This is a genomic window from Acidovorax sp. GW823-FHT05D11 (assembly GCF_058795695.1).
In genome coordinates, this window is sequence record NZ_CM179502.1 from 849,858 (window position 1) to 869,738 (window position 19,881).

The following is a 19,881-nucleotide window of genomic DNA, read 5'->3' on the forward strand; positions in this document are numbered from 1 at the left end:
GTCCGGTGGTAGGGGTATGAGTGAAATTCACAAGAAGAGGCTGATTATTCCCTAACGATGTGTGTGACTCTCTCATACGATCCGGCACCGCCAACGAGCGGCCGGGCTGTCAGCGCATTCCGCTGGCGGCCTCTTCATAACAACTGTCTGGAGATTTCTGTCATGCGCATTTCCCCCCCCGTGCACCGCTGGCTGGCCGGCCTGCTGCTGTCCGCCGCCTCGGCCGTGGCCATGGCCCAGGCCGCCAAGCCCCATGTCGTGGTGCTTGCCACGGGCGGCACCATCGCCGGTGCGGGCGCCTCGGCCGCCAACAGCGCCACCTACGCCGCGGCCAAGGTGCCGGTCGACAAGCTGCTGGCGGGCCTGCCGGAGCTGGCCAGCGTCGCCAAGGTCTCGGGCGAGCAGGTGTTCCAGATCGCCTCCGAGAGCTTCACCAACGAGCACCTGCTCAAGCTCGGCCAGCGTGTCTCGGCCCTGTCCAAGCAGGCTGATGTGGACGGCATCGTCATCACCCACGGCACCGACACCCTGGAAGAAACCGCCTACTTCCTGAACCTGGTGGTGCGCACGAACAAGCCCATCGTCGTGGTCGGCTCCATGCGCCCCGGCACGGCCCTGTCGGCCGACGGCGCGCTGAACCTGTACGACGCCGTGAGCGTGGCGGCCAGCAAGGACGCCGCCGGCAAGGGCGTGCTCGTCACCATGAACGACGAGATCCAGAGCGGCCGCGACGTGAGCAAGACCATCAACATCAAGACCGAGGCCTTCAAGAGCCAGTGGGGGCCGCTGGGCATGGTGGTGGAGGGCAAGAACTACTGGTTCCGCGCGCCCGTCAAGCGCCACACCGCCAATTCCGAGTTCAACATCGACGAGATCCAGGCCCTGCCCGCCGTGGACATCGTGTACGGCTACGGCAACATGAACACCACGGGCATCGAGGCCTACGGCAAGGCTGGCGTGAAGGCGCTGATCCACGCCGGCACGGGCAACGGCTCGGTGGCCGCGCAGGCGGTGGATTCGCTCAAGGCGCTGCGTGCGGCGGGCGTGCAGATCGTGCGCTCGGCCCGCGTGCCCGACGGTTTCGTGCTGCGCAACGCCGAGCAGCCCGACGACAAGTACGACTGGGTGGTGGCGCATGACCTGCGTCCGCAAAAGGCCCGCATCCTTGCCATGGTGGCGCTCACCAAGACCAACGACAGCAAAGAGCTGCAACGCATCTTCTGGGAGTATTGAGCTCCCCCCTGAGGCGCTGCGCGCCTTCCCCCCTGAGGGGGACGCACCTGGTGGACTGGCGGAGCCAGATCCACGGGTGCTCTCGCGATGTCCGCGTGTCCAGTTGGACCTTGGGTTGTGCGAGTCGAGCGACGGATTTTTATTGATTTGGCGTGCTGCTGTGCGCCGATGGTTGCCTGCAAGGGCGGCACCTGCACGCGGTGGCTTATGGGCGGCGCGGATGGGTTGGAAAGGCTGGGGCTCCACGAGGGCTCTGGCCTTTTTTCATGGGGCGGGCGGTTTCGACCTCTGGCTGCTGGCAGCGACTGGCGGTGGCGTCGCGGTGTTTGCAGGGCGGCCTTGCTGCGGCGCCGTAAAATGATCGGTTCGCGTGTGCGATGCCCGTCCGTGCTGCCCGGGGTGGTCGGCAGGCCTTGCGCCCACGCCTTGCATCGTTTTCTTTTCTCCTCCTACTTGCCCGGCCCTGGCTTGCCAGTGCCACAGACGCCATGTTGACATTCCAGCAAATCATCTTGAAGCTGCAGTCCTACTGGGACGCGCAGGGTTGCGCTCTTTTGCAGCCCTACGACATGGAAGTGGGCGCCGGCACCTCGCACACCGCCACCTTCCTGCGCGCCATCGGACCCGAGCCCTGGAAGGCCGCCTATGTGCAGCCCAGCCGCCGCCCCAAGGACGGCCGCTACGGCGAGAACCCCAACCGCCTCCAGCACTACTACCAGTACCAGGTGGTGCTCAAGCCCGCGCCGGCCAACATCCTGGAGCTGTACCTGGGTTCGCTCGAAGCCCTCGGTTTCGACCTCAAGAAGAACGACATCCGCTTTGTCGAAGACGACTGGGAGAACCCCACGCTCGGCGCCTGGGGCCTGGGCTGGGAGGTGTGGCTCAACGGCATGGAGGTGACGCAGTTCACCTACTTCCAGCAGGTGGGCGGCATCGACTGCAAGCCCGCCACCGGTGAGATCACCTACGGCCTGGAGCGCCTGGCCATGTACCTGCAGGGCGTCGACAACGTCTACAACCTCAAGTGGACCGACACGCTGAGCTATGGCGACGTGTACAAGCAAAACGAGGTGGAGCAGTCCACCTACAACTTCGAGCACAGCGACGCGGACTTCTTGTTCACCGCCTTCAACGCGCACGAAAAGCAGGCCAAGTACCTGATGGAGCAGCAGCTGGCGCTGCCCGCCTACGAGCAGGTCCTCAAGGCCGCGCACAGCTTCAACCTGCTGGATGCGCGCGGCGCCATCAGCGTGACCGAGCGCGCCGCGTACATCGGCCGCATCCGCAACCTGGCCCGTGCCGTGGCGCAGAGCTACTACGAGAGCCGCGAGCGCCTGGGCTTCCCCATGGCGCCGCGCGAGTGGGTGGAACAGATGACGAAGAAGGCTGCGTGAGAGAAATGACGATGACAACCCAAAACCTTCTCGTTGAACTGTTTGTCGAAGAGCTGCCGCCCAAGGCGCTGCAGAAGCTGGGCGATGCCTTTGCCACCGTGCTGGGCGACCAGCTCAAGGCGCAGGGCCTGGCCACGGCAGCGTCCGTGGTCACGCCCTTTGCCTCGCCCCGCCGCTTGGCCGCGCATGTGACCGGCGTGGCCGGCAAGGCGGCTGACAAGGCCGTGCAGCAAAAGCTCATGCCCGTGACCGTGGGGCTCGACGCCAGCGGCAACGCCAGCCCGGCGCTGTTGAAAAAGCTGCAGGCCCTGGGTGCGGATGTGTCCGACCCGGCAGCCGCCGTGGCGGCGCTCAAGCGCGCGCAGGACGGCAAGGCCGAGGCCCTGTTCTACGACAGCGTGGTGCCTGGCGCGACGCTGCAGGACGGCCTGCAGAAAGCGCTGCAGGAAGCCATCGCCAAGCTGCCCATCCCCAAGGTCATGAGCTACCAGCTCGAGACCGACTGCGAACTGCCCGGCTGGACCAGCGTGAACTTCGTGCGCCCCGCGCACGGCCTGGTCGCGCTGCACGGCAGCACCGTGGTGCCGGTGAAGGCGCTGGGCCTCACGGCGGGCAACAGCACGCAGGGCCACCGTTTTGAAGCCGCCGTGTCGCCCGTGGTGCTGCAGGACGCCGACAGCTACGCCGCCACGCTCAAGAAGGACGGCGCCGTGATCGCCTCCTTTGCCGAGCGCAAGGCCGAGATCGCCCGCCAGCTGGCCGCGGCCGCCGCCCAGGTGGGCAACGGCGCGCGCCCCATTGAAGACGAGGCGCTGCTCGACGAAGTGACCGCGCTGGTCGAGCGCCCCAACGTGGTCACCTGCTCGTTCGAGACCGAGTTCCTCGATGTGCCGCAGGAGTGCCTCATCCTCACGATGAAGGCCAACCAGAAGTACTTTCCCCTGCTGGACGCCGCGGGCAAGCTCACCCACAAGTTCCTGGTGGTGAGCAACATCAGCCCCGAAGACACCAGCTTCGTCACTGGCGGCAACGAGCGCGTGGTGCGCCCGCGCCTGGCCGACGCGAAGTTCTTCTTCGACCAGGACCGCAAGAAGACCCTGGCCTCGCGCGTCGAGGGCCTCTCCAAGGTGGTCTATCACAACAAGCTGGGCACACAGGGCGAGCGCGTGGAGCGCGTTAGGTCAATAGCCAAAGCCATTGCCACGCAATTGGGCGATGCTGCGCTGGTCGCTGATGCCGACAAAGCCGCGCAATTGGCCAAGACCGACCTCGTGACCGACATGGTGGGCGAGTTCCCCGAGCTGCAGGGCATCATGGGCGGTTACTACGCCCTGAACGACGGCCTGGGCGAGACCGTGGCCCACGCCATCGAAGACCACTACAAGCCCCGCTTTGCGGGCGACACGCTGCCGCGCAACACCGCCGGTGTGGTGGTGGCGCTGGCCGACAAGCTGGAAACCCTGGTGGGCATGTTCGGCATCGGCAACCTGCCCACCGGCGACCGCGACCCGTTCGCGCTGCGCCGCCATGCGCTGGGCGTGATCCGCATGCTGGTCGAAAAAGACCTGCCGCTGCAGCTCAACGACCTGCTCGCCGGTGCGGTGCCCGCCTTTGGCGACAAGATCACCGACGCATCCGCGCAACTCGCCGACTTCATCTACGACCGCCTCGCCGGCAGCCTGCGCGAGCAGGGCTACCGCGCACAGGAGGTCGACGCCGTCATGGCCCTGCGCCCGCAGCGCCTGGCACTGGTCGAAAAGCAACTGGCGGCCGTGCGCACCTTTGCCGCACTGCCCGAAAGCCCGGCCCTGGCCGCGGCCAACAAGCGCGTGGGCAACATCCTGAAAAAGGCCGAGGTCGAGGGCCCGGTGGATGCCCACGTGAACCCCGACCTGCTGCAGGAAAAGGCCGAGCAGGACCTGTACGCCGCGCTGCAGCGCTTCGTGCCCGAGGCCAACGCCCAGTTCGACGCGGGCGACTACACGGCCAGCCTGCAGACCCTGGCCGTGCTGCGCGCGCCGGTGGATGCGTTCTTCGACGACGTGATGGTCAACGCCGAGCAGCTGGATGTGCGGATGAACCGCCTGGGCCTGCTCAAGATGCTGCACAACGCGATGAACCGCGTGGCCGACCTCTCGCGCCTGGCCGTTTGACCGGATGGCCCAAGCTGATAGGCTGGCGATTCTCACAAGGTAACCAAGCCCCATGAAACTCGCCATCCTCGACCGCGACGGCACCCTCAACCCGCTGGGGGAGGACTACATCACCTCCGCCGACGAGTGGACCGCCGTGCCGGGCGCGCTCGAAGCCATCGCGCGCCTGAACCATGCCGGCTGGCATGTGGTGGTGGCGACCAATCAGCCGGGGCTGGGCCGGGGGCTGTTCGACGTGGTGGCTCTCAATGCCATCCATACCAAGATGCACCGGCAGGTGGCCGCCGTGGGGGGGCGCATCGACGCGGTGTTCTACTGCCCGCACGCGGCCGACGAGGAGTGCGCCTGCCGCAAGCCCGCCCCGGGCCTGCTGGAGCAGATCAGCGACCGCTATGGCGTGGAGCGGCAGGACGTGCGGGTGGTGGGCAGCTGTGCCGCCCATCTGCAGGCCGGCGCCGCGCTGGGCGCGCAGCTGCACCTGGTGTGCACGGGGCAGTCGGCCCAGGTGCACCCCGGCGGGCCGCTGCCGGCGGGCATTCCGGCGGGCACGCTGGTGCACGCCAGCCTGGGGGATTTCGTGGACCAGCTGCTGCCCGCGGTGCAGGTGCCGGCGGCAGCGCTGGCGGCCATTCCCCTGCCCCTGCACGGCAGTGCCCCATCGTCTTGATGCTATTAATTTAATAGCTGACAGCGCTTGATGATCAAGCGCTGGCAGCCGAAAACTCCTAAAAATGGCTTTTATCCGTTCCGTCATTCACCTTCTCTGGATGGGCATCACCGTCGTGCCCTATGCGCTGGCCATCATGCTGGGCACCCTGCTGGGCGTGCGGGGAGGGCCGCTGTACCGCATCGCACGGGCATGGCTGTCGCTGTGCATCAGCGGTGCCCGGGTGATCCTGGGCGTCCGCGCCCATGTGACCGGCATGGAAAACCTCCCGCAGGGCGAGAACGCCGGGGCCGTGCTGCTGGTCAAGCACCAGTCCACGTACGAAACCTTCCTCATGCCCACGATCATGCCGCGCCCGCTGGCCTACGTGTTCAAGAAGGAGCTGCTCTACGTTCCCTTCTTTGGCTGGGCGATTGGCCGCCTGGACATGATCCACATCGACCGCAACCAGCGCACGCAGGCGTTCAACAAGGTGGTGCAGCAGGGCAAGGACCTGCTGGCCAAGGGCATCTGGATCATCATGTTCCCCGAGGGCACGCGCATCGAGCGCGGGCGCAAGGGCAACTACAAGACCGGCGGCACGCGCCTGGCCATCGACACCGGCGCGCCCGTGGTGCCCATCGCCGTGACCTCGGCCAAGGTCTGGCCGCGCAAGGCCTTCATCAAACGGCCCGGCGTGGTGGACGTGTCCATCGGCAAACCCATTTCCAGCGTGGGCCGCCAGCCCGACGAGCTGATGCGCGAGGTCGAGGCCTGGATCGAGGCCGAGATGCGCCGCCTGGACCCCGAGGCCTATGAGAACACCCCCTGAGCTGCTCCTCCTGAAGTGCCGCGCCGCGCGGGAGGGAGGGCGCCACCAGCGCATGCCGGCAAGGCGCCGCCAGCGTGGCGGGGCGGCCCTGGCGCGGCGGCTGCTGGCCTGGGCAGCGCCGGTGGCGGATGCCCTGGATGGCTGCTCGCCGCTGGGGAGCTATTGATTCCATGCACCGGCTTGTGCAATTGGCGCTCGACCTTTTCGACCCGCCGGCCGCACCGGTTGCGGCATCGGCGGCGCAGGCTTCAGGTTTCAAGCCTGGAGCGCCGCTGGCGCAGAATGATCAAGCGCCGGTAGCTCCTAGAACGATAGCAAGCAGGCCTGCGGCACCGGCGGTGCCCTTGCCGTCCCTGCTGTCCCCGGCCGAGTTCCGCCACCCGCAGGCCAGCCGCGAAGTGCTGCTGGGCGACGCCGTGGTCGCCTATGCGCTGCAGCGCGCACGGCGACGCACCATCGGCTTCACCGTGGGCGCGGATGGCCTGTCCGTGCGCGCGCCCAGCTGGGTGACCCTTTCGGCGGTGGACGCCGCGCTGCGCGACAAGTCGGACTGGGTCCTGCGCAAGCTGTCGGAGGCCCGCGAGCGCCAACAGCGCATGGAGGGCGGCCGCATCCTCTGGGCCCATGGCGCGGTGTTGCCGTACCTGGGCGAGCCGCTCACGGTGGTGCTGGACCCAAGCCATGGCTTTGCCGGCAGGGGCGGGGCGCTGGTGCCGTCCGCGCCGCCCTCGGCCGGGGAAGAGGGCATTGCCGTCGCCCGCAGCCTGCACATCGGCCTGCCCCACAGTGCCAGCGCCGCCCAGATCCGCGACGCCGTGCAGGCCTGGCTCATGCGCGATGCACGCCGCCACTTCACCGCGCGGCTGGACCACTTCGCCCCGCTGCTGGGGGTGCGCTGGGCCAGCCTGCGCCTGTCCAGCGCGCAGACCCGCTGGGGCAGCGCCAAGGCCGACGGCTCCATCCGCCTGAACTGGCGCCTGCTGCACTACCGCCCGGCCATCATCGACTATGTGGTGGCGCACGAGCTGGCCCACCTGCGCGTGATGGACCACAGCCCGCGCTTCTGGGACACCGTGGCCACCGTGGTGCCCGACTACGCGGTGCTGCGCAGCCGCCTGCGCGATGAACCCGCTCCATTGTGGGAGTGACGCATTCGCCCCTGTGGCGGGCCGTGGGCCCGTCCCGTGGACCGGTTAACCGAGATGAAAGGAGCTAGCTGATGACCATCCCGCAAACGATCACTCCCGCCGAAGGCTACGCGGGCGATGTCACGCCGCAGCAGGCCTGGCAGTGGATGCAGGCCGGCCAGGCCGTGCTGGTGGACGTGCGCAGCGACGCCGAACGCGAATGGGTGGGACAGGTGCCCGGGGGCGCCGCCGTGGCCTGGAAGCAGTGGCCAGGCATGGCCCTGAACGCTGGATTCGACACCCAGCTGCGCGCGGCCGCACCCGCCGGCGCCACGCTGGTGATGCTGTGCCGCAGCGGCGTGCGCTCCATCGCCGCGGCGCGGCGCGCCACCGAACTGGGCTTCACGGCCTACAACATCCTGGAAGGTTTCGAGGGAGATGCCGACGCCCAGGGCCAGCGCGGCAGGACGGGCGGCTGGCGCTTTCACGGGCTGCCCTGGCGGCAGAACTGAGAGACGACCCGCCGGTGCGCGCGATGGGCGCGCCCAAAAAAAAGCGGGCCTGGTGGCCCGCTTGCCCGTCAGGACGTCTTGCCCTGCTCAAAGCGGCGGAATGCGCAGCTTCTGGCCGGGGTAGATCTTGTCGGGATGGGTCAGCATGGGCTTGTTGGCCTCGAAGATCGCGGGGTACTTGTTGGCGTCGCCATAGAACTTCTTGGCGATGGCGCTGAGCGTGTCGCCGCGCACCACGTCGTGGTACTGGGCTTCGGGCTCGGGATTGGTCACCTCCATCAGGTTCTCGACGCTGGTCACGCTGGCCACGTTGCCGCAGCACAGGGTGACTTTTTCCTTGGCGCCTTGCGTGGGGGCGGTGCCCTTCACGGTGACCTTGCCCTGCGTGCCGTCGAACGCCACCTGCACGTTGCTGGCGCCCAGGTTCTGGGCCGCGATGTAGGTCTCGATGGCCTTGGCCGCCTTGGCATTGAGTTCATCCTGCGTGGGCGCAGCGGCCGTGGCTGCCTGGGCCTCCTTGCCGCCGAACAGCTTTTCGCCGGCTTCCTTGATGAAACTGAAAAGACCCATGTCGTACCTCCTAAAGTTGCAGAAACAGGAACGACCACTGTAGCGTGCAAAGCGTGGCGCTGGTGTGTCGCACAGGCGCGCGAAACGATTTTTGACATTCTTTCCGCGCCATCCCGCCGCCGGCGCCTGTCGCCGCGGGTACGCGGGGGCGCCGCAAAACTCGGGATAATCCCCCGCATGACATTTCTGGCCATCGACGTCGGCAACACCCGTCTCAAATGGGCGTTGTACGACGCTCCCCGCCCCGGGGCTGCGCTGCTGGCGCATGGCGCCGAGTTTCTGGACCACATCGACCGCCTGGCCGAGGGCAGCTGGGCGCCCTTGCCGCACCCCCAGCGCATGCTGGGGTGCGTGGTGGCGGGCGACGCCGTCAAGCGCCGGGTCGAGGAGCAGATGGAGATCTGGAACGTCGAGCCCTCGTGGGTGGTGTCGTCGGCGCAGGAGGCAGGCCTTGCCAACGGCTACGACCATCCCTCGCGCCTGGGCTCCGACCGGTGGGTCGCCATGGTCGGTGCGCGCCACCATGTGCTGCGCCAGGGCCCGGCGCGGCCGCTGGTGGTCGTCATGGTGGGCACGGCGGTCACGGTGGAGTGCATCGACACCGAGGGACGGTTCATGGGCGGGCTCATCCTGCCGGGCCACGGCATCATGCTGCGCGCGCTGGAGTCCGGGACCGCCGGGCTGCACGTGCCCACGGGCGAGGTGCGCATGTTTCCCACCAACACCAGCGATGCCCTCACCAGCGGCGGCACCTATGCGATCGCGGGGGCCGTGGAGCGCATGGTGCAGCACGTCATCCAGCACTGCGGCGAGGAGCCGGCGTGCCTGATGACCGGCGGCGCGGGCTGGAAGATGGCGCCCAGCATGACGCGCCCTTTCGAACTGGTGGACAACCTGATCTTCGACGGCCTGCTGGAGATTGCCTTGCGCCGCTTTGCCGGCTGACCTGGAGCGCGCGGGCTTCGCGGCCCGGCCGCATTCCGCGGCGCCACGGGCGGTCCTGGATTTTCAGGACGGGCGCGGCCAGGCCAGGGGGTGTTCCGAATTCAATCTTCCAGTTCGGCGCGCGCCATCTCCACGTCCAGGCGCTCCATCGCATCGGCGGGTTCGCTGGCGGCGGCCTTTTCGTAGAACCCGGTGGCTTCCTTCATCTTCTTGTCGCCTTCGAGCATGACCAGGGCGTTGGCGTATTCGATCATGCAGATGGCCGAGCCGGGGTTGAGCTTGAGGGCCTCCTGGAACAGCTTGAGTCCGGTGTCCTTCTTCGCGCCGTAGGTCATGCCGCCGATCAGCGAGCCCACCTTGTCGATCACCTCGGCATGGAATGCGCCCAGTGCGATGCGTGCATCGGCGTGCTTGGGCGACAGCGCGATGGCCTTTTCCAGCGATTCCTTCACCTTGCCGCCCAGGCCCTGCGCCAGCGCCTTGGCCACGCTGATGCCCTGGCTGTAGCGGCCCAGCGCGTAGGCGTGCCAGTACCAGGCATTGGCGTTGCCGGGCTCCGCCGCGGCCTGCGCCTCGGCGCGCTCCGCCACCTGGGTGAAGAGGTCGAGCCGGGTCTTTTCCCTTTGCTCCAGGTAGTTGGCGTAGATGGAGGCTGCCTTGTTGGCCACCGTGATGCCAGGGCCGCCAGCCGCCAGGCCGGCCGCCGCTGCCTTCTCGAAGTCGCCGTTGTGGAACATCGCCCAGGCTTCGAGCACCGCGGTGTCCTTGGGGCAGGGCTCGGCATCGCCGCTGTGCAGCCGGGCCCAGTGCTTCTTGACGCTCGCGGCGTCGAACGCATAGTCGCCTGCGTGGGGGAAGGGGGTCCATTTGGCCATGGTGTGTGTCTCCTGAAGTTCTTGTGGGAGGGGGGCCCTGTCGTGCTGCCGTGAGGCGGGTGCTTGCTGTCTGCGCCTATCCCGGCGCAGCGGCGTAAGCGCCCACCAGCTCCAGCAGGTGGGCCCGCTGGCTGCTTTCGAGGTAGGGCATGAGCAGGTTCAGCACATGGTGGGCGCCGCGCAGGAGCGCGGCCTGGGCGCTTTCAGGCTCCAGCGCGCGGCGCGGGTCGCGCACGTACTCGAAGCTCAGCCAATAGGTCAGCACCACCACCATGCTGGTGGCAGTGGCTTCCAGCTCGCGCGAGTCGATGTGCAGGCTGTCCGCGCGGCCCATGCCATCGAGCATGGCGCGCACGGCCCGGGTCTTGTTCTTGAGGATGGCCTGGAAGTGGGTTTCCAGGCGCCGGTTCTTGGACAGCAGGTCGTTCAGGTCGCGGTACAGGAAGCGGTACTGCCAGATCAGCTCGAACAGCGTGTGCATGAAGAACCAGGCATCCTCCACATTGCGCACGCCGTCACTGGCCGTGAGGAGTTCGGTGAGCGAGCGTTCGTAGCGGTCGAACAGCGCGTTGATCAGCTCATCCTTGGCGGGATAGTGGTAGTAGAGGTTGCCCGGGCTGATGCGCAGCTCGGCGGAAATCAGGGTGGTGGAGACGTTGGGTTCGCCGAACCGGTTGAACAGGTCCAGCGTCACTTCCAGAATGCGTTCTGCGGTGCGGCGTGGCGCTTTCTTCACCATGTGTGCGGGCCCCTTCGCGTCGTTTTGCGTCGTTGTTTCGATGTCTCTGGTGGTTACTCTAACCGACACAGAAATGCTGCACTGCGGCATCGCGCCTGCATATCAGCGCCGCTGTAGCCCTGCCGTGGGCGGCCTGGCGCGAAGGCGTGGGCTCCGGCCAAAAAAAGGCGGCCAACACGCTCTCGCGCATTGACCGCCTTTTTTCAGGGGCGGCACGGTGGTGTTGCCTGCCGCCTGCCTGATGTGCAATCAGCTGCCCGATGGGGTGTTGGCGCCGGTGTCGGCTGCCGCGCGTGCGGCAGGCTTCTTGGCGGCGGCCTTCTTGGCCGGAGCGGCCTTGGCGGCGGGCTTTGCAGCCGCCTTGGCAGGGGCCGCCTTTTTCGCGGGGGCCTTCTTGGCCGGGGCCTTGGCGGCGGGCTTTGCGGCAGCTGCGGCCTTGGCGGGGGCTGCCTTGCCGCCCTTGGCCAGTGCATCCACGCGGGCGCTCAGTGCCTGCAGGTCGCGGGCCGATGGCACGCCCAGCTTGGACAGGGCCTTGGCGACGCGGTCTTCAAAGATGTTCTCGAGCTTGTCCCACTGGCCCTGGGCCTTGGAGCCGATGTCGCTGGCCATGGTGGTCACGCGGCTGGTGGCCTCGGTGATCTTTTCCTCGGCCACGGCCTGGGTCTTGCGCTGGATGGTCAGGCCTTCCTTGACCAGGGCTTCGAACACCCGGCCGCCTTCTTCCTGCGCCTTGGAGAAGGCGCCCAGGCCCGCCAGCCAGATCTGCTGGGCGGAGTCCTTGACGGTGCTGGACAGTTGGGCGTTGCTCTTTTTCTTGTCGGCGCTGAGTTTCTGCAGTTTCTTGACCATGGGGCCTCCGTTGTGCGGTTGGGTGGGTTTGCCAGGGCGGATTGCTTCTGACGCATGGCCGCACTGTACGCCGCGCGGCGCGCAAGGTGTAGGCGCGCGCTCCTAAAAATGTAGAGCGTGCCGTCTAGCCCGCGCCGGGCTGCGGGCCCTAGGATCGGCGCGGGTTTCTGCTGAATCGGTGCGCGCAGGCCTTGGGCAAGAATGAAGCTATCTCACAGGAGTTTTCCATGCAGTATTTCGTGACGGGGGCAACGGGTTTCATTGGCAAGCGGCTGGTCAAGAAGCTGCTGGAGCGCAAGGGCGCGGTGGTGCATTTCCTGCTCCGCAAGGAAAGCGCGGACAAGGTGGCCGACCTGCGCAGCTTCTGGGGCGTGGGTGCCACGCGCGCCATTCCCGTGTTTGGCGACCTCACCGCGAAGAAGCTGGGTGTGGCTGCGGAAGACGTCAAGAAGCTCAAGGGGCAGATCGACCACTTCTACCACCTGGCCGCCGTGTATGACCTCTCCGCCGACGAGGAAACCCAGGTCGCCGTGAACATCGAGGGCACGCGCAACACGGTCGATCTGGCCAAGGCCATCGACGCCGGGCACTTCCACCACGTCTCGTCCATCGCTGCCGCGGGCCTGTATGAAGGCGTGTTCCGCGAGGACATGTTCGAGGAGGCCGAGGGCCTGGACCACCCGTACTTCCAGACCAAGCACGAGAGCGAGAAGATCGTGCGCCAGGACTGCAAGGTGCCTTGGACGGTGTACCGCCCCGCCATGGTGGTGGGCGACAGCACGACCGGCGAGATGGACAAGATCGACGGCCCGTATTACTTCTTCAAGCTCATCCAGCGCCTGCGCCAGCTGCTGCCGCCCTGGATGCCCACCGTGGGCCTGGAGGGCGGGCGCGTGAACATCGTGCCGGTGGACTTCGTGGTGAACGCGCTCAACGTCATCAGCCACCAGAAGGACATCGGCAAGAAGTGCTTCCATCTGGTGGACCCGGTCGGCTACCGCGTGGGCGATGTGCTCGACATCTTCAGCCGCGCCGCGCATGCGCCGCGCATGAACCTGTTCGTCAACGCCGCGCTGCTCGGCTTCATCCCCAAGAGCATCAAGAAAAGCCTGATGGCCCTGGCGCCCGTGCGCCGCGTGCGCAATGCCGTCATGAAGGACCTGGGCCTGCCCGAGGACATGCTCACCTTCGTGAACTACCCCACGCGCTTTGACTGCCGCGAAACGCTGGCGGCGCTCAAGGGCTCGGGCGTGACCTGCCCCAACCTCAAGGACTACGCCTGGCGCCTGTGGGACTACTGGGAGCGCAATCTTGATCCCGAGCTGTTCATCGACCGCACGCTCAAGGGCACGGTGGCGGGCAAGGTCGTGCTGATCACCGGGGGGTCTTCGGGCATCGGCCTGGCGGCGGCGCACAAGTTCGCCGAGGCGGGTGCGACCACCATCATTTGCGGGCGTGACCAGGACAAGCTCGACGAGGCGTGCGCGGAGGCCAAGGCCAAGGGCTACGCCTTCATCGCGTATTCGGCCGACATCGCCGACATGACCGATTGCGACCGCTTCGTGCAGCTGCTGATCGACAACCACGGCGGCGTGGACTTCCTGATCAACAACGCGGGCCGCTCCATCCGCCGTGCCATCGAGTCGAGCTACGACCGCTTCCACGACTACGAGCGCACCATGCAGCTCAACTACTTCGGCTGCCTGCGCGTGACCATGGGCTTTCTGCCCGGCATGGTGGCCAAGCGCAAGGGCCATGTGGTCAACATCAGCTCCATCGGCGTGCTGACCAACGCGCCGCGCTTTTCGGCCTATGTGGCCAGCAAGGCGGCGCTGGATGCCTGGACACGCTGCGCATCGAGCGAGTTCGCCGACCAGGGCATCACCTTCACCACCATCAACATGCCGCTGGTGCGCACGCCCATGATCGCGCCCACCAAGATCTACAACAACGTGCCCACGCTGAGCCCCGAGGAGGCGGCCGACATGATCGCCCAGGCCTGCATCTTCAAGCCGGTGCGCATCGCCACGCGCCTGGGCATCACCGGCCAGCTGCTGCATGCGCTGGTGCCCCGCGTGGCGCAGATCACGATGAACACCAGCTTTCGCATGTTCCCGGATTCCACTGCCGCCGCCAAGGGTGACAAGGGCGCCAAGCCGCAGCTGTCGGCCGAGGCGGTGGCGCTGCAGCAGATGATGCGCGGCATCCACTTCTGATGACCGTCCGGCCCGCGCAGATGCCCATGCGTTGAACTCTGTTACCTGGTGGCCGGGCAGGGTGGGATAATCGCGGGTTCTGCCGAGCTGGCATTTCACACAGCCCTCCCTATGATTCTGGTTACTGGCGGCGCGGGTTTCATTGGCGCCAACTTCGTTCTTGACTGGCTTGCTGCCTCCAGCGAGCCCGTGGTCAACCTCGACAAGCTCACCTACGCTGGCAATCTGCACAACCTGGACAGTGTTCAGGGTGATGCGCGCCACATCTTCGTGCAGGGCGATATCGGCGACACCGCCCTGGTGGCCCGCCTGCTGGCCGAACACAAGCCCCGCGCCGTGGTCAACTTCGCGGCCGAGTCGCATGTGGACCGTTCCATCCACGGGCCGGAAGACTTCATCCAGACCAACATCGTGGGATCGTTCCGCCTGCTGGAGGCCGTGCGCGCCCACTGGAGCGCGCTGCCCGAGGGCGAGCGCGCGGCGTTCCGCTTCCTGCATGTGTCCACCGACGAGGTGTACGGATCGCTGGCCCCCACCGACCCGGCCTTCGCCGAGACACGCGGCTTCGAGCCCAACAGCCCCTACAGCGCCAGCAAGGCCGCCAGCGACCACCTGGTGCGCGCCTGGCACCACACCTACGGCCTGCCGGTGCTCACCACCAACTGCAGCAACAACTACGGTCCCTATCACTTCCCCGAGAAGCTGATCCCGCTGATGATCGTCAACGCCCTGGCCGGCAAGAACCTGCCCGTGTATGGCGACGGCATGCAGGTGCGCGACTGGCTGTACGTGAAGGACCATTGCAGCGCCATCCGCCGCGTGCTGGAAGCCGGTGCGCCCGGCGAGACCTACAACGTGGGCGGCTGGAACGAGAAACCCAACATCGAGATCGTGAACATGGTGTGTGCGCTGCTCGACGAGCTGCGCCCCCGTGCCGACGGCCAGAGCTACCGCTCCCAGATCACCTATGTGAAGGACCGCCCCGGCCACGACCGCCGCTACGCGATCGACGCGCGCAAGATCGAGCGCGAGCTGGGCTGGAAGCCTGCCGAAACCTTCGACACCGGCATCCGCAAGACGGTGCAGTGGTACCTGGAGCATGCCGACTGGGTGGCCAGCGTGCAGACCGGTGCCTACCGCGACTGGGTGCAGACCCAGTACGCGCAGGAGGCACCAGCCGCTGCCGTCGCGGACGCCAGCGCATGAACATCCTGCTCTTTGGCAAGGGCGGCCAGGTCGGGTGGGAGCTGCAGCGCAGCCTGTCCTTGCTGGGCACGGTGACGGCCCTGGACCATGACAGCACCGACCACTGCGGCGACTTTGCCAACCCGGCGGGGGTGGTCGACACGGTGCGCGCCCTGCGCCCCGACGTCATCGTCAATGCCGCGGCCCATACCGCCGTGGACAGGGCCGAGAGCGAGGCCGACTTTGCGCGCACGCTCAATGCCACCACTCCCGGCGCCATCGCGCAGGAGGCTGCGCGGCTGGGCGCCTGGCTGGTGCACTACAGCACCGACTATGTGTTCGACGGCAGCGGCCGCCGCCCCTGGGTGGAGACCGATGCGCCTGCCCCGTTGAGCGTCTACGGCCGCACCAAGCTCGAAGGCGAGCAGCTGATCGCAGAGGCCGGTGCCAAGCACCTGATCCTGCGCACCAGCTGGGTCTACGCCGCGCGCGGCGGCAACTTCGCCAAGACCATGCTGCGCCTGGCCCAGGAGCGCGATCGCCTGACCGTCATCGATGACCAGTGGGGAGCCCCCACCGGCGCGGACCTGCTGGCGGATGTGACCGCCCATGCACTGCGCCACCTGCAGCAGCGCCCGCAGGACGCCGGGCTCTACCACTGCGTGGCGGCCGGCGAGACGAACTGGAACGAATACGCAAAATACGTTCTTGCGCAAGCACAGCTTGTACAACCTGCTATTGAAATAAAAGCAAAAGAAGTGGCGCCAGTTCCGACAAGCGCATTCCCCACCCCTGCGGTGCGCCCGCACAACTCGCGCTTGAACACCGGCAAGCTGCAGGCCGCCTTTGGCTTGCAGATGCCGCCTTGGCAGTCTGGCGTGGCGCGCATGCTGGCTGAAACTCTCTGAACGGCACCTGACCATGACGCAACGCAAAGGCATCATCCTCGCCGGAGGCTCTGGCACCCGGCTGCACCCGGCCACCCTGGCCATCAGCAAGCAACTGCTGCCGGTCTACGACAAGCCCATGATCTACTACCCGCTGAGCACGCTGATGCTCGCGGGCATCCGTGACATCCTGGTCATCAGCACGCCGCAGGACACCCCGCGCTTCGAGCAACTGCTGGGCGATGGCAGCCAGTGGGGGCTGAACCTGCAATATGCCGTGCAGCCCAGCCCGGATGGCCTGGCCCAGGCCTTCATCATCGGTGAAGCATTCCTGGACGGCGCGCCCAGTGCCCTGGTGCTGGGGGACAACATCTTCTACGGCCATGATTTCCATGAGCTGCTCGGCAATGCACAGCAGCGCACGGTGGGTGCCAGCGTGTTTGCCTACCATGTGCACGACCCGGAACGCTATGGCGTGGCTGAATTCGACGCGCAGGGCAAGGTGCTGTCCCTGGAGGAAAAGCCCGCCCAGCCCAAGAGCAGCTATGCCGTCACCGGCCTGTACTTCTATGACAGCCAGGTGGCACAGATGGCCAAGAGCCTCAAGCCGTCGCCACGGGGTGAACTTGAAATCACCGACCTGAACCGCCTGTACCTGGACCAGGGCCAGCTGAATGTCGAGATCATGGGCCGTGGCTACGCCTGGCTGGACACGGGCACCCACGAGAGCCTGCTGGAGGCCAGCCAGTTCATTGCCACGCTGGAGCACCGCCAGGGCCTCAAGATCGCGTGCCCTGAAGAAATCGCCTGGCGCTCGAACTGGATCGACAGTGCCCAGCTCGAGCGCCTGGCCCAGCCTCTGTCCAAGAACGGTTACGGCCAGTACCTTCAGCGCCTGCTGAACGACAAAGTTTATTGAACCGCCATGCATTCCATCCGCCAATCCATCCCTGATGTCGTACTGATCGAGCCCAAGGTGTTCGGCGACAGCCGGGGGTTCTTCTACGAGAGCTTCAACCAGCAGGCCTTCCAGGAGGCTACCGGCGTCCAGTGCGACTTCGTGCAGGACAACCACAGCCGAAGCAGCCAGGGCGTGCTGCGTGGCCTGCACTACCAGCTGCCTCCCAGGGCCCAGGGCAAGCTGGTGCGGGTGGTGCGGGGCGCGGCGTTTGATGTCGCCGTTGACATCCGCAAGGGATCGCCCACCTTTGGCCAGTGGGTCGGAGCGCTGCTGACGGAAGACAACCACCGGCAGCTCTGGGTGCCGCCGGGGCTTGCCCATGGTTTCCTGGTGGTGTCCGAATCGGCTGATTTCCTCTACAAGACCACCGATTACTACAGCCCTGAGCACGAACGCTGCATCCGCTGGGACGATCCACAGCTGGCCATCGCCTGGCCTGCCGTCGATGCCGCCATCCAGCTGTCCGCGAAGGACCAGGCGGGACGCTGGTTCGCCGAGGCGGACCTTTGAGCTTGGCACCGACGCAGGTGCTTGCGACCGGCGCCCGCACAAATCCGGCCGCGCTGCGGATCGCCATCCTCGGAGCCCGGGGCATTCCGGCGAGTTATGGGGGGTTCGAGACATTCGCCGAACAGCTCGCTACCCGCCTGGTGGCGCGGGGCCATGAGGTCACCGTGTATGCGGAAACCGGCGAGTCGTCGGTGCAGGACACTTTCTACCAGGGTGTTCGCGTGCGGTACAAGCGCCGTCCGCGGTGGGGGGCGGCATCGGTCCTGGCCTACGATTGTGCTTGCCTCTGGGATGCCTGCCGTGGCTACGACCTTGTCTACATGCTGGGCTATGGCGCTGCATGGGCCTGCTGGTGGCCCCGGGTGTTCGGTGTCCCGGTCTGGATCAACGTGGATGGGCTCGAATGGGCCCGCAGCAAATGGGGCCGGGGCGCGCGCCTGTATTTGCGTTGCATGGAATGGGTAACCACCAAGGCCGCGACGCGCCTCATCGCCGACGCCGAGGCCATTGCGCAGCGGTTCCGCCAGACCTATCCCCGGGGGGCGCCGTCGAGCTTCATCGCCTACGGCGCGGAACTGGTCGAGGGGCGGCAAGTGGACCCTGCCGTGCTTTCCCTCTGGGGCCTGCAAGCCCATCGGTACATGCTGGTGGTGGCGCGGCCCGAGCCAGAGAACCATATCCTCGAGATCATCCAGGGCCATGTGATGCACGGCGGAGACTGGCCACTCGTCATCGTGGGGGATGTCTCGGGTGCCACGGCCTACCAGCGGCAGTTGCAGCAGCACGCGAGTGAGCGCGTGCGGTTCATCGGGGGCATCTACGACGGCGGGCAGCTGGCGAGCCTGCGCGTGCATGCCGCCTGCTACCTGCATGGCCATTCGGTGGGGGGGACGAACCCTTCGCTTCTGGAGGCCCTGGCCTGTGGAAACTGGGTGATCGCGCACGACAACCCGTTCAACCGCGAGGTTGCGCGCGATGCGGCCGACTATTTTGCGACCCCCGAGCAGCTCGCGCGCAGCCTGGATCTGGTGGTGCGCGAGTCGGACGCCCTGCGGCACCGGCGCGCCCAGCGCGCGCGGGGCATTGTGGCGGAGCACTACACCTGGGATGGCATCACGGATGCCTATGAGGCGCTGATGCATTCGGAATGCCGCCCTCGCAGCGCGGCGGCAGGCACGAGGGCGCCGTGATCTCCCACGCGGATGGGCCCATTTCCTTGCCCGCTGGATCCGGCGGGGCTGCCACCACGGCGCTGCCGCTGGTGGATGTGCTGCTGGCAACCTACAACGGGGCCAAGTACCTCGAAGGCCAGCTCGACTCGATCTGGGCCCAGACACACAGGAACTTCCGGCTCCTGGTCAGCGACGATGGCTCCTCGGATGCGACGCTGGCGATCCTGGAGCGCTCCAAGGAGCGCTTTGGCGAGCAGCTGGTGGTGCTGCCCCATCCGTCGCGTGGCCATGGGGTTGTCCGCAATTTCGAGAATCTCATGGCAGCCAGCCTGCGTGACGGGCTGGCGGAATGGGCCGTGTTCTCGGACCAGGACGATGTCTGGCTGCCCCGGAAAATAGAGGTTTCGTTGCAGGAGATGATGCGGATGGAGGAGGAAGGAGGGCGTGGCCTGCCCTGCCTGGTCCATGGCGATCTGACCGTGGTCGACGAGAGCCTGAATGTGATCTCCGATTCGTTCGCCGCGTACCAGAGGATGGATCCCCGGCAATGTTCCCCGCTCTCCCTGCTCAGCGTGAACGAGGTGACGGGATGCACGATGATGGTGAACCGCACCCTGCTGCAGATGGCCTTGCCCATGCCGCCCCATGCCATCATGCATGACTGGTGGTGTGCGCTGGTGAGCGGGAGTGGCCGTCGGAGCTTCCTTCGCACCCCGCAGATCCTGTACCGCCAGCATGGCGCCAATCAACTGGGCGCCAAGGACCGCAGCCTGGGGACGCGCTTGCTGCGCTTTTTCACCAACGGCCGCGGGGTCGTCAGGCGCGTCAGGTCGCTGGGAGAGGGCACCTATCTGCAGGCCCGGGCGCTGCAGCAGCGGTTGCGAGCCCTGGGGCTGGACGAGGGCTACGTGTCAAAATACTTGGCGTGGAGGGACGGGCCGCTTGTGGCGAGGATTGTGGGATATCGCCAATATTATGTGGGTCCCGAGCTGGATCGATTAAGCCGCTGTTTGTTGTGGTTCAAGTGATTCGCCCCTGCGGGTGATGCAAATCATGCCTGGGTATTTTGGTT

20 protein-coding genes are annotated in these 19,881 nt (G+C 66.7%); 16 read left to right on the top strand and 4 right to left on the bottom strand.

Going from position 1 to position 19,881, the window contains the following annotated elements:
* The first annotated feature begins 162 nt into the window (after nt 1-162).
* The 8 genes from AC3RCE_RS03910 (at nt 163) to AC3RCE_RS03945 (ending at nt 7,897) form a co-directional block, all read left to right on the top strand.
* Nucleotides 163-1,233 (top strand): type II asparaginase, encoded by a 1,071-nt coding sequence (locus AC3RCE_RS03910; protein ID WP_218293168.1) that lies wholly within the window; start codon nt 163-165, stop codon nt 1,231-1,233.
* A gap of 488 nt (nt 1,234-1,721) precedes the next feature.
* Complete coding sequence (glyQ, locus tag AC3RCE_RS03915; protein WP_010462637.1) at nt 1,722-2,627, top strand: glycine--tRNA ligase subunit alpha; 906 nt, start codon at nt 1,722-1,724, stop codon at nt 2,625-2,627.
* Nucleotides 2,628-2,638: 11 nt separating this feature from the next.
* Entirely contained in the window at nt 2,639-4,780 is a 2,142-nt protein-coding gene (gene glyS, locus AC3RCE_RS03920) for a glycine--tRNA ligase subunit beta (RefSeq protein ID WP_492254572.1), read from the top strand.
* Nucleotides 4,781-4,832: 52 nt separating this feature from the next.
* Complete coding sequence (gene gmhB / locus AC3RCE_RS03925) at nt 4,833-5,447, top strand: D-glycero-beta-D-manno-heptose 1,7-bisphosphate 7-phosphatase (protein WP_218293170.1); 615 nt, start codon at nt 4,833-4,835, stop codon at nt 5,445-5,447.
* Nucleotides 5,448-5,511: 64 nt separating this feature from the next.
* On the top strand, nt 5,512-6,258 hold the full coding sequence (locus AC3RCE_RS03930) for a lysophospholipid acyltransferase family protein (RefSeq protein WP_218293171.1): 747 nt from the start codon (nt 5,512-5,514) through the stop codon (nt 6,256-6,258).
* Complete coding sequence (locus AC3RCE_RS03935) at nt 6,242-6,424, top strand: hypothetical protein (RefSeq protein ID WP_218340518.1); 183 nt, start codon at nt 6,242-6,244, stop codon at nt 6,422-6,424. The genes AC3RCE_RS03930 and AC3RCE_RS03935 overlap by 17 nt, the downstream gene beginning before the upstream one ends.
* 4 nt (nt 6,425-6,428) lie before the next feature.
* Nucleotides 6,429-7,406, top strand: a complete 978-nt coding sequence (locus AC3RCE_RS03940) for a M48 family metallopeptidase (RefSeq protein WP_492254573.1) — start codon at nt 6,429-6,431, stop codon at nt 7,404-7,406.
* A 71-nt stretch (nt 7,407-7,477) separates the two neighbouring features.
* Nucleotides 7,478-7,897 carry a rhodanese-like domain-containing protein gene (locus AC3RCE_RS03945; RefSeq protein ID WP_492254574.1) on the top strand — a complete coding sequence of 140 codons (420 nt, stop codon included), beginning with the start codon at nt 7,478-7,480 and terminating at the stop codon, nt 7,895-7,897.
* An 87-nt stretch (nt 7,898-7,984) separates the two neighbouring features.
* On the opposite strand, the gene lysM is transcribed toward AC3RCE_RS03945, so the two are convergent.
* Entirely contained in the window at nt 7,985-8,467 is a 483-nt protein-coding gene (lysM, locus tag AC3RCE_RS03950; protein WP_218293174.1) for a peptidoglycan-binding protein LysM, read from the bottom strand.
* Between the two features lie 177 nt (nt 8,468-8,644).
* Between lysM and AC3RCE_RS03955 the strand changes: the two genes are divergently transcribed.
* Complete coding sequence (locus AC3RCE_RS03955; protein WP_218293175.1) at nt 8,645-9,412, top strand: type III pantothenate kinase; 768 nt, start codon at nt 8,645-8,647, stop codon at nt 9,410-9,412.
* Between the two features lie 101 nt (nt 9,413-9,513).
* On the opposite strand, the gene AC3RCE_RS03960 is transcribed toward AC3RCE_RS03955, so the two are convergent.
* The 3 genes from AC3RCE_RS03960 to AC3RCE_RS03970 form a co-directional block, all read right to left on the bottom strand.
* Nucleotides 9,514-10,287: a tetratricopeptide repeat protein gene (locus AC3RCE_RS03960; protein ID WP_218293176.1), complete on the bottom strand. Its 774-nt coding sequence runs from the start codon at nt 10,285-10,287 to the stop codon at nt 9,514-9,516.
* Nucleotides 10,288-10,363: 76 nt separating this feature from the next.
* The gene (locus AC3RCE_RS03965) at nt 10,364-11,026 is read right to left on the bottom strand and encodes a TetR/AcrR family transcriptional regulator (RefSeq protein ID WP_218293177.1); all 663 of its coding nucleotides are present in this window, start codon (nt 11,024-11,026) and stop codon (nt 10,364-10,366) included.
* 249 nt (nt 11,027-11,275) lie between these two features.
* Entirely contained in the window at nt 11,276-11,878 is a 603-nt protein-coding gene (locus AC3RCE_RS03970) for a phasin family protein (RefSeq protein ID WP_218293178.1), read from the bottom strand.
* A 227-nt stretch (nt 11,879-12,105) separates the two neighbouring features.
* Between AC3RCE_RS03970 and AC3RCE_RS03975 the strand changes: the two genes are divergently transcribed.
* From AC3RCE_RS03975 to AC3RCE_RS04005, 7 genes are all read left to right on the top strand, one after another.
* Nucleotides 12,106-14,094: an SDR family oxidoreductase gene (locus tag AC3RCE_RS03975; RefSeq protein ID WP_369641344.1), complete on the top strand. Its 1,989-nt coding sequence runs from the start codon at nt 12,106-12,108 to the stop codon at nt 14,092-14,094.
* Between the two features lie 111 nt (nt 14,095-14,205).
* Nucleotides 14,206-15,300, top strand: a complete 1,095-nt coding sequence (rfbB, locus tag AC3RCE_RS03980) for a dTDP-glucose 4,6-dehydratase (RefSeq protein ID WP_492254575.1) — start codon at nt 14,206-14,208, stop codon at nt 15,298-15,300.
* The gene (gene rfbD, locus AC3RCE_RS03985; RefSeq protein WP_218293181.1) at nt 15,297-16,187 is read left to right on the top strand and encodes a dTDP-4-dehydrorhamnose reductase; all 891 of its coding nucleotides are present in this window, start codon (nt 15,297-15,299) and stop codon (nt 16,185-16,187) included. Before rfbB ends, rfbD begins: the two co-directional genes overlap by 4 nt.
* 13 nt (nt 16,188-16,200) lie before the next feature.
* Nucleotides 16,201-17,085 carry a glucose-1-phosphate thymidylyltransferase RfbA gene (gene rfbA, locus AC3RCE_RS03990; protein ID WP_218293182.1) on the top strand — a complete coding sequence of 295 codons (885 nt, stop codon included), beginning with the start codon at nt 16,201-16,203 and terminating at the stop codon, nt 17,083-17,085.
* Between the two features lie 6 nt (nt 17,086-17,091).
* Nucleotides 17,092-17,637: a dTDP-4-dehydrorhamnose 3,5-epimerase gene (gene rfbC, locus AC3RCE_RS03995; RefSeq protein WP_218293183.1), complete on the top strand. Its 546-nt coding sequence runs from the start codon at nt 17,092-17,094 to the stop codon at nt 17,635-17,637.
* Between the two features lie 2 nt (nt 17,638-17,639).
* On the top strand, nt 17,640-18,827 hold the full coding sequence (locus tag AC3RCE_RS04000; RefSeq protein WP_369641347.1) for a DUF1972 domain-containing protein: 1,188 nt from the start codon (nt 17,640-17,642) through the stop codon (nt 18,825-18,827).
* Nucleotides 18,824-19,837 (top strand): glycosyltransferase family 2 protein, encoded by a 1,014-nt coding sequence (locus AC3RCE_RS04005; protein WP_369641348.1) that lies wholly within the window; start codon nt 18,824-18,826, stop codon nt 19,835-19,837. The genes AC3RCE_RS04000 and AC3RCE_RS04005 overlap by 4 nt, the downstream gene beginning before the upstream one ends.
* Nucleotides 19,838-19,881: the final 44 nt, after the last annotated feature.

Excerpts from the sequence above, each read along its gene's own strand:
- glyQ (WP_010462637.1), top strand. The coding sequence starts at position 1,722 with ATGTTGACATTCCAGCAAATCATCTTGAAGCTGCAGTCCTACTGGGAC.
- AC3RCE_RS03930 (WP_218293171.1), top strand. The coding sequence starts at position 5,512 with ATGGCTTTTATCCGTTCCGTCATTCACCTTCTCTGGATGGGCATCACC.
- rfbB (WP_492254575.1), top strand. The coding sequence starts at position 14,206 with ATGATTCTGGTTACTGGCGGCGCGGGTTTCATTGGCGCCAACTTCGTT.
- AC3RCE_RS03970 (WP_218293178.1), bottom strand. The coding sequence starts at position 11,878 with ATGGTCAAGAAACTGCAGAAACTCAGCGCCGACAAGAAAAAGAGCAAC.
- AC3RCE_RS03935 (WP_218340518.1), top strand. The coding sequence starts at position 6,242 with ATGAGAACACCCCCTGAGCTGCTCCTCCTGAAGTGCCGCGCCGCGCGG.
- rfbA (WP_218293182.1), top strand. The coding sequence starts at position 16,201 with ATGACGCAACGCAAAGGCATCATCCTCGCCGGAGGCTCTGGCACCCGG.
- gmhB (WP_218293170.1), top strand. The coding sequence starts at position 4,833 with ATGAAACTCGCCATCCTCGACCGCGACGGCACCCTCAACCCGCTGGGG.
- AC3RCE_RS03955 (WP_218293175.1), top strand. The coding sequence starts at position 8,645 with ATGACATTTCTGGCCATCGACGTCGGCAACACCCGTCTCAAATGGGCG.
- AC3RCE_RS03910 (WP_218293168.1), top strand. The coding sequence starts at position 163 with ATGCGCATTTCCCCCCCCGTGCACCGCTGGCTGGCCGGCCTGCTGCTG.
- glyS (WP_492254572.1), top strand. The coding sequence starts at position 2,639 with ATGACAACCCAAAACCTTCTCGTTGAACTGTTTGTCGAAGAGCTGCCG.
- rfbC (WP_218293183.1), top strand. The coding sequence starts at position 17,092 with ATGCATTCCATCCGCCAATCCATCCCTGATGTCGTACTGATCGAGCCC.
- AC3RCE_RS03945 (WP_492254574.1), top strand. The coding sequence starts at position 7,478 with ATGACCATCCCGCAAACGATCACTCCCGCCGAAGGCTACGCGGGCGAT.
- rfbD (WP_218293181.1), top strand. The coding sequence starts at position 15,297 with ATGAACATCCTGCTCTTTGGCAAGGGCGGCCAGGTCGGGTGGGAGCTG.
- lysM (WP_218293174.1), bottom strand. The coding sequence starts at position 8,467 with ATGGGTCTTTTCAGTTTCATCAAGGAAGCCGGCGAAAAGCTGTTCGGC.
- AC3RCE_RS03960 (WP_218293176.1), bottom strand. The coding sequence starts at position 10,287 with ATGGCCAAATGGACCCCCTTCCCCCACGCAGGCGACTATGCGTTCGAC.
- AC3RCE_RS03965 (WP_218293177.1), bottom strand. The coding sequence starts at position 11,026 with ATGGTGAAGAAAGCGCCACGCCGCACCGCAGAACGCATTCTGGAAGTG.
- AC3RCE_RS03975 (WP_369641344.1), top strand. The coding sequence starts at position 12,106 with ATGCAGTATTTCGTGACGGGGGCAACGGGTTTCATTGGCAAGCGGCTG.
- AC3RCE_RS03940 (WP_492254573.1), top strand. The coding sequence starts at position 6,429 with ATGCACCGGCTTGTGCAATTGGCGCTCGACCTTTTCGACCCGCCGGCC.